This window comes from Spirosoma litoris, assembly GCF_054776755.1.
In genome coordinates this window covers 275,571-294,399 of the sequence record NZ_BAAHBI010000020.1, presented here as the reverse complement: position 1 = coordinate 294,399, position 18,829 = coordinate 275,571, and the positions used below count along the sequence as shown (strand labels likewise).

Here is an 18,829-nt window from a genome sequence, read left to right as displayed (position 1 = left end):
AATAGCCACAGAGGATTCCATAAAAAAAGCCGGAACGTGTTGCGAGCACTTCCGGCAAAAGCTGGGATTTCTCTGTCCCAAAAAAACAGAAAAGCAAAACCTGTTGACGTACAAGTTTTTACCAACCCCAAAACCAGCATAAAAGTATGAATTATTCTACTTTTTACCTACGGCTGTGTCAGCAAGAAGCATGGACACAGCTTAGGCATCGAATGTCCCCCCGACTACTCCATATGAGTCGGGATACGAAACGAAAATGGATTATGCGACTCAATTTTATCAGCATATTCTTATTAATTGCCTGTCTGCACGTATACGCAGCTAGTTATAGCCAGCTGGTTTCAATTAATGAACGGAATGCACCGCTTGAAAAAGTACTGGATAAATTAGAAAAACAGAGCGGTTATTCCTTCTTCCTGCAAACGAATCTGCTGGCCAGCAGCAAGCGTGTTACGGTTCGGCTGAAAAATACGCCGTTGGAAACGGTTCTGGAAGAAGTATTTAAAAACCAGCCACTAAGCTATTCCATCGTTAGCAAAACCATCGTTATTAAAAAGAAGGAGGGCGCTACTACCCTTAAACCCGTTAGTGAGGTACCGTCGCTTTTCCCCGACGCTAAAGCTGGGCTGAAACTGGATGCCAGTGCGGAATTTGAACGGAAAACAAGCGAACAACTGGTTGGTCGCGTACAGACTATCCGGCCCTTATTAATTCCGATCATTGGTAAAGTTACCGACGAAAAAGGCGAAGTCTTACCAGGCGTCAGCATTGTTGTGAAAGGCACGCAACGCGGAACCACAACAGACCCAAGAGGCCAATTCCAGCTTGATATACCCGACCGATCGACTACGCTGGTTTTCAGCTTCGTAGGCTATGAAACGCAGGAAGTTAAGCCCGGCGATCAGGAAACCTTAAATGTAACGTTAAAGGTCAGTGAGCGCGGTTTACAGGAGGTAGTCGTCGTTGGTTATGGCGAACAACGCAAGAGCGACGTAACGGGCGCTACCAGTACCGTAACGGCCAAAGAAATTGCCAAGCGGCCTCTGGTTCGGGTCGAACAGGCGTTACAAGGCACTACTTCCGGAGTTGTTGTCGCTAGTAGTAGCGGACAGCCGGGCCGTGGTTTAAGCGTTCGCATTAGGGGAGCCAACTCAATCACGGGTTCTAATGAGCCGTTGTATGTAATTGATGGCTTCATTGGTGGAAACATTGAGTCACTTAACCCGAACGATATTGAATCGCTGGAAATTCTAAAGGATGCTTCGGCAACGGCGATTTATGGATCTCGGGGATCAAACGGTGTCGTTCTCATCACCACCCGGTCGGGTCAGGAAGGCAAAGCCAAGGTTAATTTCAGTACGTGGTTCAGCAAAGGGATGATGCCCAGAGAACTATCACTGATGAATGCTTATGACTTTGCGCGGACAGTTAATACGCAGTTTGCTTCGACGGGCAACCCGCCTGCTTTTTCGGATGATCGGCTCCAGCAACTAAAAGCCAACGGCGGCACCGACTGGCAACGCGAACTTCATCAGGAGCCGCTTATTCAAAACTACCAGATTGATTTATCAGGTGGTACGTCGGGGGTGCGGTATCTGATTTCAGCCAATTACCTCGATCAGCCTGGTTTAATTCTCAACCAGTATTACAAACGGGCCACCTTGCGGGCAAATATCGACGCCAAGATCAACGAAAAGATCAACCTGAAATTTAACGTAGCGGCTGTAATTCCTCAGAACCGCAATACAAACTACTCGGGCGACCTGACCGATCCGTTCACGCAAGCAACCGAATGGGACCCAACCTCGCCCGTGCGCGATCCAACAACTGGTGCGCTCGTGTATACAGCGCCCTATGCCTCCATTCAGTACAGCCCCGTAGCGCGGGCACTTGGTCAGTTCGATGAAGGGCGGAACACAAACATTGCGGGAACTGGTATACTAACGTACCAGATTCTGAAAGGATTGACGTTCACCACGAATACGACCTATCAGATTTCCTCGCCATTTAACCAGACGTTGTTTGGGCCGGGGACGGGCAATGGGGTCTTGTATGCCCAGGTTAATTCGTCCAGAAACTGGAATTTCCAGAACAGTAACTTCCTGACCTACAAAGGCAATTTTGGTGATCATGCCGTTACCGTAACAGCGCTGTACGAACAGCAACAGGGGCAGGGCATGTCGGCAACAGCTCGTGCAAACAGCCTGTCGACCTATGCACTTGGCTACTACAATTTGAGTCTGGGTGGCACACAACAGACCTCTTCCGGCTACTCTGCCGACGCCCTGCAATCGTATATGGGGCGGGTCAACTATGCCTACAAAGAGAAGTATCTGCTCACGGCCAGCGTACGCGTAGATGGCTCTTCGCACTTGACCGAGAAGTATAGCACCTTCCCTTCTCTGGCGCTGGCCTGGAACTTGTCGAAAGAAAGTTTCCTACAAACCTCTAAATTGTTTTCAGACCTAAAAATCAGAACAAGTTACGGGCAAACGGGCAATCAGGCGGTGGGGGCTTATGCCACCATTGCACAGATAACCACGGGTGGAAGCCAACCAGCTTATTATTACGATGGCAAGACCCCCAGTGTAGCAACCCCGCTCGGAGCGCCCGTATCCAATAGCCTGAAATGGGAAACCACGTCTCAATATGATGCGGGTATCGACGCGTCGTTCCTGAACGGTCGCTTACGATTTACCGCCGATGCTTATTTGAAAAACATTTCCAACCTCTTGTATAGCTACCAGGCTCCCTTCTATTTGGGCGGTGGCGATTACCTTCGAAACATTGGTAGTGTTGAAAACAAAGGGCTCGAATTTTCGCTCAGTGGCACCCCAATTGCAACAGGCAAACTCCGCTGGACCAGCAATTTCAACATCTCCTTTAATCGCAATAAAGTAACCGATCTGGGTGGCCTCGACAATGTGATCGTAAATGGCGTTGGTTCTGCGCTGAACAGTGCGTCTATCCTGCGGGTTGGTCGGCCATTGGGCGAGTTTTACGGGTATCAGTTTCTGGGAACCTGGAAAACGAGCGAAGCCGACCAGGCAGCTCAGTTTGGGATGAAACCTGGTGACGCCAAATACGTGGATGTCAACGGTGATCATGCCTATACAGCCGCCGACCGAGTACCGATCGGTAACGGAACGCCTAAATATTCGTTCGGTTTCATCAATGACATTAGCTACGGCAATTTTACCCTTAGCTTCATGTTCCAGGGAACGCACGGCAACCAGATTTACTCGCAGACACTGGCGTACCTCTGGGGCGGTTTAGGTGATCAGCGAAACGCCACCACTACGGACGCGCTGAACATCTGGACAGCCCAAAATCAGACCGACAATCCGGCATTCAGCAATACCAGCAAGAACTTCAACAACAGTAGCCGTTACGTGTACGATGGCAGCTATACCAAGCTGAAGAACCTGTCGCTTACTTACCGGGTGCCTGGTAATCTGTTGAATAAGGCAAAAATCCGCAACCTCGAAGTGTACGTGAGTGGTCAGAACCTGTTTATGATCACCAAATACCCTGGCTATGATCCCGAAGTATCGAACGGAACGAACGCCATCACACAGGGCCTGGAAATGGGCGTTATACCAAACCCAAAAACGTATACGATTGGCGTACGCCTTGGCCTGTAAGTGCTGTTTGTACGATTACAACATTCAATCAGAAGACAAAACCATGAACACCAAATATTCCTTATTCCTTGTCTTTCTTGCCTTGATTTTGGTTAGCGGCTGTCAGAGTCTAATTGAAGATCCCAAAGGCAGTTTGACACCCGGAACCTATTTTAAAACGCAGTCGGATCTGGATGCATCCGTGGCGGCTATCTATATCCAGTTTGCACGCGATGGCGCCTGGGGGTTTACAAACCGAAGCACCTCGTACTTTGGCTCAGATGATTTTACCACCGATCCCGGCCTGAATAAAGAAGATTTCCGGCTGTTTGACCGCCTGAGTGGTGGCAGCGGCAATGGCAGTCTGGTAGCCCAATGGCAAGGTCCTTGGCAAGGCATCTATCAGGCGAACAACGTAATTGCTAACTATACAAAAGTGGGTTCTACGGATGTTCTGAAAAATCAGGCAGCTGGTCAGGCGTATTTCCTGCGGGCATTGGGCTATTATTATCTGGTTCGAACATTCGGCCCTGTCCCGATCATTCTGACCCAGATCGATGTGAACGACCGTCCTCCCCGCGATCCGGTCGACAAAGTGTACGCAGCTATCATCAGTGATTTACAGAAAGCGAAGGAGCTGTTGCCCATCTCGTTCCCGAACCAACCCGGCAAGGCGAACCAGATGGCCGCCCGCTCACTCCTGGCCGATGTGTACCTGAGCATGACGGGCTGGCCACTAAACCAGGAGAGCAATTACAAACTGGCGGCCGATGAAGCGAATTCGGTCATGCAATCGGGCGTTTACAACCTCAATACGCCTTACGCAACCGTGTTCACGACGAACAATAGCTCCGAGTCTATTTTTGGTTTTCAGTACAATGTAAGCGGAGGGCTTCCGCTTCGGAGTTCAGGGTCTTCTTCTGTACCGCTCGACGAAATCGCAACGAACGGATCGAGTGGCTGGGATGATTATTATCCGGAAATCAATTTCTACAAAAACGCGCCCAAATGTTCCCGGACGGATGCTACGTTTTACACAACGATCAAGCTACGCCAACCCGATGGAAAAACGTTTAAACTGGTTCCCTGGGATTCGCCCGAAACGCACGCGGGTCACCCCTATTACAAGAAGTTCCGGGCGGGTTTAAATGGCGATGGCGTTTCTGAAACCGAAACGACTATTGACGCCATCAATCCGAGTACGAACAAAGTGTATGATGTCATTCGCTACCCGCAGGTTCTGTTAATCTATGCCGAAGCGTCAGCCATGGCAGCCGGTGGCCCAACAGCGGCAAGCTATAGCGCCATCAATCAGGTACGAAAACGGGCGGGTTTGCCCGATCTAACGACGGGTCTTTCGGCGACTGCCTTCCGGGATGCGGTCGTGTATGAACGAGCCTATGAATTTGCGGGCGAGTTTGGTGTGCGGTGGTTTGATATTGTCCGGTTACAATTATTGCCCCAGATAGTAGCCGCCCGAAGTTCAGCCGAAAATCCAATTCCAGCGAATACAAATTTTGCCCAGAAATATTTAGCCCCCATTCCAGTGAACGAAATGTCCAGAAATCCGGGCTGGGCGCAGAATGACGGATATTAAGTGAAAGAGCGAAAGAATGAAAGAGTGAAAAACAGTCGCATCAACTTATCCGCTCTTTCACTCATTCATTCTTTCGCTCTTTCATTATAGGTTGGCTTGGAAAGCATAGTGGAATTTCTGCTATGCTTTTTACAAACTAAGGGTATTTTTCAAGGAAGACATATTGCTTTTTACTACGTTACAGATGACTGCTCTGAAAGAATATACGCCCTCGGTAAAGCCTTCTTCTAGGCGAATTGTCATCTATAAATTCACCGCCATTTTATTCTCTATTTTTTTTCTGGTTCTTATCGAAATTATATTGAGGGTTTTCAATTATGGCCATACCGTAAATTTATTTATTGATTATCCTGATGATAAAAATTACTATGTATTAAATCCAGATGCATCTAAAAAATATTTTAGTAATCAAAAAATAGCAACTACCGGAAATAGCGAGCCCTTTAAAAAGAAAAAAGACGAAAACACCTTACGCATTTTTGTCCTGGGTGAATCCACAACAATCGGATATCCTTATTTCCACAACGGTTCATTTCATCGCTGGCTTCAGTATCGATTAACCCACACGTTTCCTAATCGAAATTTTGAGATTATCAACCTCTCATTAACAGCCGTTAATTCGTATACAACATACGGTTTTGCCAACGAACTAATCGATTATGAGCCAGACGCTGTCCTGATTTATACGGGGCATAATGAATACTACGGTGCCCTCGGCGTGGGTTCTACAGAAAGCATTGCCGGTACCCCCCAACTCATTGACCTTATTCTTTATCTTCGTCAGTTTCGGCTTGTGCAGTTGCTCACCAATGGCTACGAAACAATACAGCGCATGGCCGCAGGGGATAAGTCGAGTTCAGGTGGCACACGTATGAAATTAATGGTAGCGAACCAGCAAATTCCCTATCAATCAGACCTATATGAGCGGGGAGTAGCGCAGTTCCGCCGGAACATGGATCGAACCCTTCAACTGTTCGCCAAACGCAACATTCCTGTCTTTGTCAGCAATTTGGTTAGCAATGAGAAAGACCTGAAACCGTTTGTAAGTTTCCCTGTCGATACAGCCAAATCGTCGAAATTCAACAGCGCATACAACCTTGGTTTAGCCGCGCTGACGAACAGTAATCTGCCAACAGCTTACTCGTATTTCAAAACAGCCAATCAGTTGAACAGCAACCATGCGTTGTGTACGTACTATTTGGGACGAACAGCCTATTTGCAGGGTGATTTCGGGCAGGCGAAACGGCATTTCTCCAGAGCCAGGGATTTAGATGGCCTGCGCTTCAGAGCACCAGAAGCCTTCAATACCATTATTGGCCAGCTATGCCAGCAATACAAAAACACGCATCTTGTAGATACCAAAGCCCTTTTTGAAGCCAATTCTGCCAATTCGATTATTGGCGATGAGTTGATTCTGGAGCACGTTCACCCCGATCTGAAAGGCTATGCATTGTTGTCGGATGCGTTTTATGAGGCTCTGAAGAAGGCCCGGTTCGTCACCATAAAGGATGAACCGGAAATGAGTTTTGCCCAGCTACTTCGCAATATGCCAATCACGAAAGTCGATTCCCTGGCGGGTCTGTATAAAGTGGCTAACCTCAAACGAAACTGGCCGTTCAACGAAGTTATGTCGGCTCAGTCGTTTAGGGTGGAGTCGGTAGAAGAAAAATTAGCCTACAGCCTAACGACGCAACAAACGACCTGGAACGACGCCCTCAGTCATTTGTATGATTTTTATATGCGCAGTCATGCGTTGCGCGACGCCCGAAAAGTAGTCGAGACACTCGTGCTGGAATACCCGACCGACGCACGTTATTATGAAAAGGCAGCCATGCTGAGTGGCGAACTGAACGATCAGGCAACGGCTATTTTCTATTTCAAAAGAGCCTTTGCCTTAGCCCCAACCTTCGACAAAGCACGCTATCTTTTTGTGCTTTACCTTCAGCTCGACCGGCCCAAGGAAGCCCTACCCTATCTGGATTATGCCATTCAAAATAACCAATCCCAATTCGATTTACAATCGGTTAAAGCCAATACCGAACAAATTATTTCTCTCGAACAACGCACTGCTATTGACTCGACTAATGTGTCGATTTTAAATCAAATTGCCAGCGCCTATTATCGAATGGATAATAAGAAAGGGACATTAAACTATGTACAAAAAGTTTTAACGATTGACCCCAAAAATAAAGAAGCCTTGGCTCTATTCACACAACTCAACTGAGCAGTTTTCAGTGTGACCCCGTCGGGGTCAAATGTTTATAGTGATAGCGGTTTTCTATAGACATGTGACCCCAACGGGGTCACACAAAAAAACTAGAATTCAATTTTCATTTACCATAATGTTTACCACTCAATCATTCGCAAAAATTTCACCCAAACTACTCTCATTCGTTATCCGGTTTCGTTCTTCATGTGTCTTTATAATGAATACGAATTTGCTCACCGCTGACGAAACGAATTAGCACACAACACACACTGATTTTATGATTCGATTGGATCAAAAAGGGGCACTCTTTGGGCTGGCAGTCGGTAGCATTTTGGCTGCCAGTATGGTAACAGGCGAAAGCCCCCTATCGACGGGTAAAGACTGGCCCAATTACGGGGGCAATAAAGCGGGGAATCGTTATTCACCATTGACCCAGATTAACACCCAGAACGTAACGAACTTACAGGTTGCCTGGATGTACGATGCCTCCGAAAAACCCGACGCAAACGGTCGTCGGCGCGACCGGGCCATTCAGTGCCAGCCGATTGTGGTAGATGGAATTCTGTATGGGACTACGCCCGATCTGAATCTATTTGCCCTGAAAGCAGGTACTGGCGAGCAACTCTGGCGATTTGAACCATCACGAAACGATCGGCGCAACTCGAATCGGGGGGTTGTGTACTGGCAAAGCGGAACCGATAAGCGGATTCTGTATACGGTTGGCTCCAGTCTGTATGCTATCAATGCAGCAACAGGTGAGTCTATTGCCAGTTTCGGCACCGACGGTAAAGCGGATTTACACGAAGGACTGCAAACCAACCTGGATCACGATGTGAGCAAGCTATCGGTCAATGCGACCTCGCCGGGGATTGTGTACCAGAATACGTTTATCATCGGATCGAGCGTATCGGAGTCGGGCGATGCGGCTCCGGGTCATATTCGGGCGTTCGACATAGTTACGGGTAAACTGAAATGGGTATTTCATACGATTCCGCAACCGGGTGAGTTTGGATACGACACCTGGCCGAAAGATGCCTATAAGAAAATCGGTGCCGTTAACAACTGGAGTGGCATGTCGCTCGATGAGAAAAGGGGCGTTGTGTATTTCGGGACAGGCTCACCCGCATCTGATTTCTACGGTGGCGACCGCAAGGGCCAGAATCTGTTTGCCAATTGCATCATGGCGCTGGAAGCCGAAACCGGCAAGATGAAGTGGTATTACCAGACTATTCACCACGACCTGTGGGATCGAGATCATCCCTGCCCGCCGAACCTCATTACCCTGAATCGCAATGGAAAGCGAGTCGATGCGGTTGTACAGACGACCAAAGATGGTCTGGTGTACGTACTGGATCGGGATAAAGGCACCTCGCTCTTTCCGGTGGAAGAACGCAAAGTTCCGGTCAACGGCTTAGCTGGAGAACACTCCTGGCCGACGCAGAAATACCCCGTTAAACCGCTCCCATTAAACCGGCAGGTGTATACCGAAGCGGACATTACGAATCTGTCGCCGGAAGCACATGCGTATGTAAAAGAGCGTTTTCTGCAACTAAAAACGGATAATAAGTTCGCTCCCCCGTCTGAAAAAGGTACACTGCTTTTCGGGTACAGCGGTGGGGCCGAATGGGGCGGCAATGCCATTGATCCGTCGGGGATTCTTTACCAGAACGTCAACGAAGAACCCTGGGAACTGATCATGACCAAACGGGCTGATCTGGCGCAGCGCAACACACCCGTTACGGCTGGCAATGCATTGTACATCGCGAATTGTGCCGCCTGTCATGGTCAGGATCGACGCGGGAGTGGCCCCGAACTGCCTTCGCTCATCGATATTGGTAAAAGGCGATCGGTCGATGAAATCAAAAACCTGCTAAAAACCGGAAGCGGTCGGATGCCGTCGTTTGGGCATCTGTCGGATAAAGATCGTGATGCCCTCATTAGCTTTCTGCTGAATACAGAAACGGGTTCGCCTAAGGTTGCCCAGACGTCAACGAGTACGTCTGCTACAGGAAGCAAGAATGGGTTTCCCTACGTACCAACCTACGTGAGTAAAGTCTGGCAGCGATTTACCGATAAAGAGGGATATCCGGGCATCAAGCCCCCCTGGGGCACGCTGAACGCTATTGATCTGAATACAGGCGACTATCTCTGGCGGGTACCACTGGGCGAATACCCGGAACTGGCCAAGAAAGGTGTTCCTACAACCGGAACCGATAGCTACGGCGGGCCATTGGCCACGGCGGGAGGTTTGGTGTTTATTGCGGGAACCAAGGATGAAAAAATTCGGGCGTTCGACAAAAAAACAGGTAAGGTCGTCTGGGAATACCAGCTTCCGGCGGGCGGTTTCGCGACACCCATTAGTTATGAGGTGAATGGAAAACAGTACATCGTTATTGCTGCTGGTGGCGGACGAGGTCAGAAAGTTGGAGGGAACTATATCGCCTTCGCTCTGAAATAGATAGCTGAATTTATATGAAAACCGCTCTTTCACTCTTTCTTTCTTTCGCTCTTTGCACTAACCTAAAACCAGCAGTAGACATTCCCGAAACAGAGATTTCTAACGGGCTGATTCACGCACAGTTGTACTTGCCTGATGGGCAGAACGGTTACTACCGGGGTACGCGCTTCGATTGGTCGGGCGTAGTAGCCAGCCTTGATTATAAAGGCCATACGTATCATGGCAAGTGGTTCGACACCTATAATCCAACAACCCACGATGCCATCATGGGGCCGGTCGAAGAATTTGGCCCGCTGGGATATGCGATCGCTAAACCGGGAGGAACGTTCATTAAAATTGGCATTGGAAGCCTGATTCGACCCGATGAGAAGTCATACAACTCCTTCAAATTTTATACGATTGCTAATCCGGGCCAATGGACGATAAAAAAGAAAGCGGATCAGGTGCAGTTCAGGCACATACTCACGGATAGCGCTTACGCCTATGAGTACCAGAAAACGCTGAAACTCTTGAAGGGGAAACCGGAACTGGTGATTACGCACAGCCTGAAAAACATGGGTAGGCTCCCGATTGAAACGTCTGTTTACAATCATAATTTCTTCGTCATTGACCAGCAATCAACCGGCCCAGCCTATTCAGTCACGTTGCCAGCAACCAGCCTTTCCACCGAAGGTGGCAAAGGTTTAGATGACTTAGTCAAACTTCAGAATAACCAGCTTGGCTACCTGCGCGAGTTAGGCAAACGTGAGCAGGCTTATTTCCCCAATCTCACTAACGGAAAATCAGTGAGTTACGACCTTACTGTCGAAAACACAAAAACCGGAGCGGGTGTCCACGTAACGGGTGATCGGCAGATTGACCGGTTGGTATACTGGTCTTCCTCTACAACGGTTTGCCCAGAACCCTATATCAACCTGAATGTGGAACCGGGCAAAACCATTACCTGGCAGATTACCTACCAATATTATGTAAAAGACCCAGCCAAATAACTCCCGAAACGAACAGATTTCTAGACCATTAACCGAATACATTCCTATGGCGAAGCCAGAAATACAAACCGAAACGAACCGCCGGAACGCGCTTAAAATGCTGGGCTTAGGTTCAACAGCAGGCATCTTTGGTCTTTTCGATAGCCCTAAAGCCAGGGCCAAACACTACACGACTCCAGCCTACGCCAAAGGTGCGGCTCCCGTAACGATCAAAAGTGTTCGGGCCATCACAACGGCACCGGGAGGATCTAACCTGGTTATTGTGAAAGTCGAAACCTCCGAACCGGGCTTATACGGCCTGGGTTGTGCAACGTTCACGCAGAGGGCTCAGGTGGTCATACCCGCTATCAATACCTATCTGAACGATTTCTGCATCGGGAAAGATGTTGACAACATCGAAGACATGTGGCAATCAGCCTATGTAAGTTCCTACTGGCGGAACGGCCCCGTACTGAACAATGCCCTCTCCGGCCTCGATCAGGCACTTTGGGACATTAAAGGGAAACGGGCCAATATGCCGGTTTATCAACTTTTGGGAGGAAAAACCCGAATTGCCGTAGATACCTACACCCACGCCAGCGGCCCAACGCCCGAAGCCATCGCGGATAAAGTACAGCAATTTATGGAAATGGGGTTCCGACATGTGCGGATTCAGCAGGGCGGTTACGGCGGAGTTGGTGCGATGAATGACCTCAAACCCGACTTCAAGACGGCTGGTTTTGGCCGGGAAACCGACGACTTTTCGGATCAACGGACGTATCTGAAACGGGTGCCTAAAATGTTCGAGGTGGTGCGCAAACGCTGCGGGGAAGATGTTCAGTTGTTGCATGATATGCACGAATTGACCGAGCCCATTGACGCCATCAATATGATCAAAGGTTTGGAGGAATATCGACCTTTCTTTATCGAAGATCCTTTCTCCCCGGAGAACATGAGCTGGTTCAAACTACTGCGTCAGACAACCGCCGTACCCATTGCGATGGGCGAACTGTTCAACAACGTCAATGAATTCAAAGAACCGATGGCCAACCATCTGTTCGACTTTATCCGGATTCACATTTCGCAGATTGGCGGCATTACGCCAGCCATGAAAGTAGCTCGTTTGGGTGAGTGGTTCAATGTTCGCACGGCCTGGCATGGTCCCGGCGACACCTCGCCCGTTGGACATGCAGCTAACAACAGCATCGACATTACTGTCTGGAATTTCGGAATTCAGGAGTCGCAGATGTTTAATGACAAAGTGAAAGAGGTATTTCCGGGTTGTCCAATCATTAAGAACGGCTATTACCAGGTGAGTGAATCACCAGGTTTGGGAATTGACATCAACGAAAAAGAAGCGGCCAAGTACCCCATTGGGACTAAGTCGCGCTGGACGGTTCGCAAAAACGACGGTACCATTTTGAAGCCGTAAAATTCCCCTCCCCCCGGCCCCTCTCCCCAAACGGGAGAGGGGAGAAAAAGAAAACTTAATGGCCTTTAGGGGTAACTAAAATCCTCATCCCCGACGGGATTCTCTCTCATTTTCCTGTATTCATGAACGCTTACAAAGTAATGCTAAGCCTGGGTGGGCTATGCTTATTGATTGCCCTTTACCTGGCTATTACCAACGAACTAGCTCAAGCTGGGCCATTTTTTATTGCCTTTTTTGTGGCCCTGGCCATCGGTTTCAGGGGGTATGAAACCTTGAAAGGCTTCTCCTATACCGTTGTCATTTTCGCTTCCGTTACGACAGCCCTGTATTACCCAGGCTATTTTGTGGAAATCAACGGGTTCAAGTTATCCGGCCTGATCACTCCACTCATTCAGTTAATCATGTTTGGCATGGGTACCTCGATGAGCGCCGAAGATTTTGTTGGAGTCGTCAAAATGCCCAAAGGGGTTTTCATTGGGGTCGTCAGCCATTTTTTGATTATGCCGTTATTGGGTTTTACGCTGGCAAACCTGAGCGGACTACCTCCCGAAATTGCGGCTGGCATCATTCTGATTGGTTGTTCGCCCAATGGGATGGCGTCGAACGTGATCTCGTATCTGGCGAAGGCCAATCTGGCGCTTTCGATCACCATTACCGCTATTTCGACAACCATCTCCCCTTTCGTTACACCCTTCTTAATGAAGTTACTGGCGGGTGCTTTTGTCCAGATTGACGCCCTCCACATGATGTGGGACATTATCAAAATGGTGATTTTACCGATCGGGGCTGGCTTACTGTTTAACAAGTTTCTGAGCGGCAAATCGAAATGGCTCGATAACGCCATGCCGCTGGTATCCATGTTCGGTATCGCCTTCATCATTGTCGTAATCACGGCAGCCGGTAGAACCAATCTCTTGACTATTGGGCCTGTATTGATTGGCTTGGTGCTCATTCACAACCTATGCGGGTATTTGCTTGGCTATTCGTCGGCCCGCTTATTTAAGATGGACGAACGCGACTGTCGGACTATTGCTATTGAAGTGGGTATGCAGAATGGCGGATTAGCTTCTGGCATCGCCAATCAAATGGGCAAAATGGCAACGGTTGGTCTGGCTCCGGCCATTTTTGGCCCGCTGATGAACATTACGGGTTCCATTCTAGCTTCCTGGTGGCACCGCAAGGCGAAAGACGTAACGAGTTCAACCTTTCCTGCCGATGAATATACGACGCATTGAACGGATGTCATCCGGCTATTGGTGGATTTTTCTGGCCCTATCAACCTGGTTGGGAATCGCGATGATGGGCCTGAAAGGTATTGATCCACGGATCGATCAGCCAGCCACGGATTCGAACTGGCCACAGTACGGCGGCCGCCCGGACCAGTCCAAATTTGTGAATCTAAGTCAGATCACGAAGCAGAATGTGGGCCAGTTAAAAGTGGCCTGGCATTACCCGACGGCCGATAAAGTCGAGTATCTGTTTAATCCGATCATTGCCGGTGGGATGATGTATGTGCTGGCGAAGAATAATTCGCTGGTGGCACTCGATGCGGCAACGGGAAAGGAAATCTGGATTCACGCGAATCTGAACGGCATCACCTGGCGGGGCATCAATTATTGGGAAAGTAAGGATCGTACAGATCGGCGACTACTTTTCTGTTTAAACAACACCTTACAGGCCATCGACGCGCAGACGGGGAAGTCGATTCTGAGTTTCGGCAATAATGGATCGGTTTCATTACGGGAAGGATTAGGCCGCGACCCATCGACAATTGGGCGTGTTCAGTCGACTACACCCGGCTGTATTTTTGAGAACCTGATTCTATTGGGTTCGTCGCCCGGCGAAAACTTGTTTTCGGCACCGGGGCATTTGCGAGCCTACGATGTGGTGACCGGAAAGATGGTCTGGGTATTTCACACCATTCCGCAACCGGGCGAATTTGGCTACGACACCTGGCCGAAAGATGCGTACAAATACGTCGGAGGTGCCAATACGTGGGGAGAAATCACGCTCGATGAAAAGCGCGGCATTGCCTATTTCCCCATTGGCTCACCAACGTATGACTACTACGGCGCTGACCGGATTGGCAGTAATCTGTTTGGCAACTGTCTGCTGGCACTCGACGCCCGTACCGGCAAACGACTCTGGCATTTTCAGACCGTTCACCACGACCTTTGGGATTATGACCTGACAGCCGCCCCGCAGTTGTTAACCGTTCGACAAAAAGGCCGGTCTGGAGAGACAAAAATCATTGACGCCGTTGCCATAGCCACCAAGCAGGGCTTCTTATTCGCCTTCGATCGGGTAACAGGCAAGCCGTTGTGGCCTATTGAGGAGCGGCCCGTTCCGGCGAGCAATATGCCCGAAGAACAAGCCTGGCCAACGCAACCCTTTCCGACTGTAATACCGCCGTTTAACCGACAAAACATAACCGTTAATGACATTAATCCGTACATGACGGCGGAAGAACGGGAAGCCTGGAAAACTCGAATTGCCGCAGCCCGTACGGGTTTGTTTACTCCTCTTTCCGATCAGTATGAGGTGATTGCCATGCCCGGAGCCGTGGGTGGGGCCAATTTCGGAAACACGGCTGCAAACCCTCAGAAGGGAATCATGTACGTAGCGGCTCAAGAATACCCATCGGTCTATCGACTTGCCAAAACCGAACTGGGCCAAGCTGCTCTTTCTGCCGATCAGGTAACGCAGGCCATGACTATCTACAAGACCAATTGCCAGTCGTGTCACGGTGCCGACCGGGCGGGTGTTGTTGGTCCGTCCCTGCTCAATCTGGGTACACGACTCAATTTCGAAAATTTCAAAGCTGTGGTGGCTGTGGGTAAGGGGCAGATGCCCGGTTTTCAGCACATCGATGAACAGACGCTAAGTGCCCTGTATCGGTTTCTAGGCGGCACCATCGAATCGGCCAACCGACGGTCACAAGGAGGCCCAACGGATTCCGTAACAATGCCCGATGGACCCGTTGTCGCTTCAGGCGGGGCACCGGATGTACCGAGTGGGGTTGCGGCCATGCGATCTACCAATGCCTTACGCGCTTATCCGGAGGGAGTTACCAGACCTGCCAATAAATATTCTACTGGATACGGTCTGGAATACTCCAACCTGCTGAGTCCGCCCTGGTCGTTTATTGTCGCTTACGACCTGAACACTGGCGTCATTAAATGGAAGAAGATCATCGGGCAAGACATTCGGGTGCTAAAGCAAGGAGGAAAAGAGACTGGTACACCCATTGGCTCACAGCGGAAAGGGATGATTGTTACGTCAAATGGCCTACTGTTCGCAACCTCCAAAGGAGGCAAAATCTATGCCTTCGATGCCGAAACAGGACAGACACTCTGGACCGATGAATTGCCGAAAGAAACGCAGGGACTACTATCCATGTACGAAGCGAAAGGTCGCCAATATCTGGTCGTTAGCTCTACGGCCAATTTTACGGTTGAGAGTGTCGCCAAGGGTGATACAAGCATCCGGGCTAACGGATTGCCATCGGGTTATGTCGTGTACGCCCTTCCTGAGAAATGATCAAAAATTAATAGAACCGCACGGGCGGCCCCGGCTGATTTTTATGATTTACACAGATCATAATTAATCGTAAAAATCATAAAAATCAGCGTTCTATTAGACTACTAATATTATGGAACGAAGAACCTTTCTGATCAACACATCCGGCCTGCTTATAACCGTTTGGGCTTCGTCGGCTTTTCGCCCTGTGCTCGCTGACAAAATGGAACGTATTGCTATGGGGACAGTTTTGTTTCGCTACCGGTTTAAACAGACCAAGCCAAAGGAAATAGCCACCATCGCTAACGAGCTAACGCTTTTGGATGTACCGGGTTATTACAAAAAACGGTTTGGCATTCAGCAGCTTGAGTTCTGGAGCAACCATTTCGAATCGCTCGAAAAATCGTATCTGGATCAGCTCAAAGCCAGCATGAAAGCCAGCTCGTCGCGTCTGGTGAATGTGCAGGTGGATAGCTCATATGACTTAGCATCCAACGACGAAACCGAGCGGCAACGGAGTCTGGCGCACGTGAAAGAATGGATAGATGCGGTGGCTTATCTTGGATCGCCCTGCGTTCGCATTAATCCTGGCCGGGCCAATGGTTCAGTTGAGAAGAGCATCGAATCGATGAAAGCGGTCAACCAATATGCTCAACGCAAAAAACTCATTCTGCTGACCGAAAACCACTTCGGATTAGAGATGAATCCCGATGTACACGTGCGCATCGTACAGGAGGTGGGGAAATCCAGCACAGGGCCCAAGAATATTTACACCCTACCCGACTTTGGCAATTATTCACAGGCAGCCCGTTTCGATGCGTTGGCGAAGATTATGCCCTACGCTTATCTGATCTCGGCTAAAGCGGATAGTTTCAACGAGAACATGGAACATACTTCCTACGATTTCGACCAATGCGTCCAATTGGCCGAACGAATGGGGTTCAAGGGCATTTATTCGCTGGAACAGTACAGCGGTAAGTACCAGAATCTGGATTACGAGAAAGTAGCTGACTGGCTTATCAAGCACGTGAAACGTAACATCTAGGCAACAAAATCATCCATGAAAACGCTACTGTCTTGCCTTCTGTTGTTCAGCGTTACCGTTTCGTTCGGGCAATCTGGTACGCCGGAAGCCAACCCCGGAACCGGGCTAACGTTTGTACCTGATGTGATCATCAAAGGGACGAATCTAACCGGCTGGCACTCGCTGGGACAGGCCGAGTGGCGGGCAGAAAATGGCGAGCTGATTGGTACGCTAAAATCTGAATCTTCGGGTGGCTGGCTGGTGCTGGATCGCTCGTATCAGGATATAGGATTTCATGCACAGTTCCGTTGCACAGGAGGTAGCGAAACGGGTGTGTTATTCCGACTGGAGAAAACAACAGATGGCTATAAAGGCATTCTGGTGTCGATACGGGAAACGGAAGTAGGCTCCTATCGTATCACGCTGGACACACAAGGACGAGAGCTGACGCGGGAGAAACTACGTTCAGCGGGAAGCATTGTTCGACTGGCGCCACCACCTAAACCCAATGAGACAACAACTAATGAATCTGCTAATCGGAATCGTCGCCCGGCTTATTTTGGATTGAAATTGCCCATTTCGCGCGTAGAAAGTAGTTATCGTCCGAACGACTGGAATCAGGTTGAGATTTTCCTCGACAACAACATCATCCGTACGTTTCTTAACGACAGTGGCGAAATGGCCGGAGGTGCAGCCGATGAAGAATCCGGTCGGTATGGCCCCATCGCCTTGTATGCGGGCGGAACCGGAGAAGTGCGCTTTAAAGAAGTCGGTTATAAAGATGCGGCCATGCGGACTATGCCTACCGAAAAAACGTCGGCTCGTTTTCAGATGCAGCGCATCAACGATATGTACTATTCGTGGGGTGCAGGAGCAGGTGATTTCAATCGGGATGGACATACCGATGTTGTAGCCGGACCTTATATTTACTACGGCCCTGATTTTACCCGGTCGCGGGAAATTTATCCGGCGTTCCCGTTTAATCCATCGAAAGAATTTACAGACGTTAACTGCCAGTATACCTACGATTTTAATGGCGATGGCTGGATCGACATTCTGACGGGGCCGCCCCGCGCTACGTTGTATCTGAACCCCAAAGGCGAATCGCGACGGTGGGATAAATTCGAAGTCGTAGTTCCTGTTCAAACGGAAGTTACCTTGTTTAAAGACATTGACAACGACGGGGAACCCGAATTGATTTACGGAGCAGAGGGTGAACTACGCTATGCCAAACCCGATCCGGCGGACCCAACGAAACCCTGGATTGTGCATCCTGTCTCTGAAAAAGGGTATTTCCTGGCGCATGGTATCGGTATAGGCGATATTAACGGCGATGGCCGAATCGACTTTGTGAACCCGAACGGCTGGTGGGAGCAGCCTACTACCGAAAACAGTGGGAAACTTTGGGCGTATCACCCGGAAGCCTTCGCGCGCTATGGTCATCGGGGGCCGGGTGTAGGGGGTAGCATGATGGCCGTGTACGACGTCAACGGCGACAAACTGAACGACGTAGTAACGGGTCTTAACGCACACGGTTTCGGCTTGGGCTGGTACGAGCAGAAACGCGACCCCAGCGGAAAAATCACGTTTGTTCAGCACATAATCAGCGACGATTTCTCGACGAAAAATGCTGGTAATGTGACGTTTTCGCAACCGCACGGTTCCACACAGGCCGACATCGATGGGGATGGTATTCCGGATTTTATCGTAGGGAAACGATACTGGTCGCATCTGGATAACTACTTCGACCCCGACCCGTACGGTCCTCCGGTTCTGTACTGGTACCGAACCGTTCGGAACCCGAAAGTGCCGGGTGGAGCCGAGTTTGTACCGGAACTGATTCACAATCGGTCAGGCGTCGGATCAGATGTGCTGGCTACAGACCTGAATAAAGATGGCACTATTGATATTGTTACATCAACCGACCGGGGGACGTTCATTTTCTGGAATCAGAAAGATCAAAAGCAGAGCCGTATAACGAACTAACTTCGAAGTGTAA

10 protein-coding genes are annotated in these 18,829 nt (G+C 49.5%); all 10 read left to right on the top strand.

Features of this window, described 5'->3' with window-relative positions; all coding sequences use genetic code 11:
• Positions 1–212: 212 nt before the first annotated feature.
• The 10 genes from ACYVGR_RS13385 (at position 213) to ACYVGR_RS13340 (ending at position 18,816) form a co-directional block, all read left to right on the top strand.
• A complete protein-coding gene (locus ACYVGR_RS13385; protein WP_460957369.1) occupies positions 213–3,644 on the top strand; it encodes a TonB-dependent receptor in 3,432 nt (1,143 codons plus the stop codon).
• A gap of 43 nt (positions 3,645–3,687) precedes the next feature.
• On the top strand, positions 3,688–5,220 hold the full coding sequence (locus ACYVGR_RS13380; protein ID WP_460957367.1) for a RagB/SusD family nutrient uptake outer membrane protein: 1,533 nt from the start codon (positions 3,688–3,690) through the stop codon (positions 5,218–5,220).
• A gap of 184 nt (positions 5,221–5,404) precedes the next feature.
• The gene (locus ACYVGR_RS13375; RefSeq protein ID WP_460957365.1) at positions 5,405–7,444 is read left to right on the top strand and encodes a hypothetical protein; all 2,040 of its coding nucleotides are present in this window, start codon (positions 5,405–5,407) and stop codon (positions 7,442–7,444) included.
• Between the two features lie 262 nt (positions 7,445–7,706).
• Complete coding sequence (locus ACYVGR_RS13370; protein ID WP_460957363.1) at positions 7,707–9,887, top strand: outer membrane protein assembly factor BamB family protein; 2,181 nt, start codon at positions 7,707–7,709, stop codon at positions 9,885–9,887.
• A gap of 14 nt (positions 9,888–9,901) precedes the next feature.
• Positions 9,902–10,876: a hypothetical protein gene (locus ACYVGR_RS13365; RefSeq protein ID WP_460957361.1), complete on the top strand. Its 975-nt coding sequence runs from the start codon at positions 9,902–9,904 to the stop codon at positions 10,874–10,876.
• Positions 10,877–10,922: 46 nt separating this feature from the next.
• Entirely contained in the window at positions 10,923–12,287 is a 1,365-nt protein-coding gene (locus ACYVGR_RS13360) for an enolase C-terminal domain-like protein (RefSeq protein ID WP_460957359.1), read from the top strand.
• A 122-nt stretch (positions 12,288–12,409) separates the two neighbouring features.
• Positions 12,410–13,522 (top strand): bile acid:sodium symporter family protein, encoded by a 1,113-nt coding sequence (locus tag ACYVGR_RS13355; RefSeq protein ID WP_460957357.1) that lies wholly within the window; start codon positions 12,410–12,412, stop codon positions 13,520–13,522.
• On the top strand, positions 13,503–15,827 hold the full coding sequence (locus ACYVGR_RS13350; RefSeq protein ID WP_460957354.1) for an outer membrane protein assembly factor BamB family protein: 2,325 nt from the start codon (positions 13,503–13,505) through the stop codon (positions 15,825–15,827). The genes ACYVGR_RS13355 and ACYVGR_RS13350 overlap by 20 nt, the downstream gene beginning before the upstream one ends.
• Positions 15,828–15,939: 112 nt before the next feature.
• Entirely contained in the window at positions 15,940–16,851 is a 912-nt protein-coding gene (locus ACYVGR_RS13345; protein WP_460957352.1) for a sugar phosphate isomerase/epimerase family protein, read from the top strand.
• A gap of 15 nt (positions 16,852–16,866) precedes the next feature.
• Entirely contained in the window at positions 16,867–18,816 is a 1,950-nt protein-coding gene (locus ACYVGR_RS13340) for a family 16 glycoside hydrolase (RefSeq protein WP_460957350.1), read from the top strand.
• Positions 18,817–18,829 lie beyond the last annotated feature (13 nt).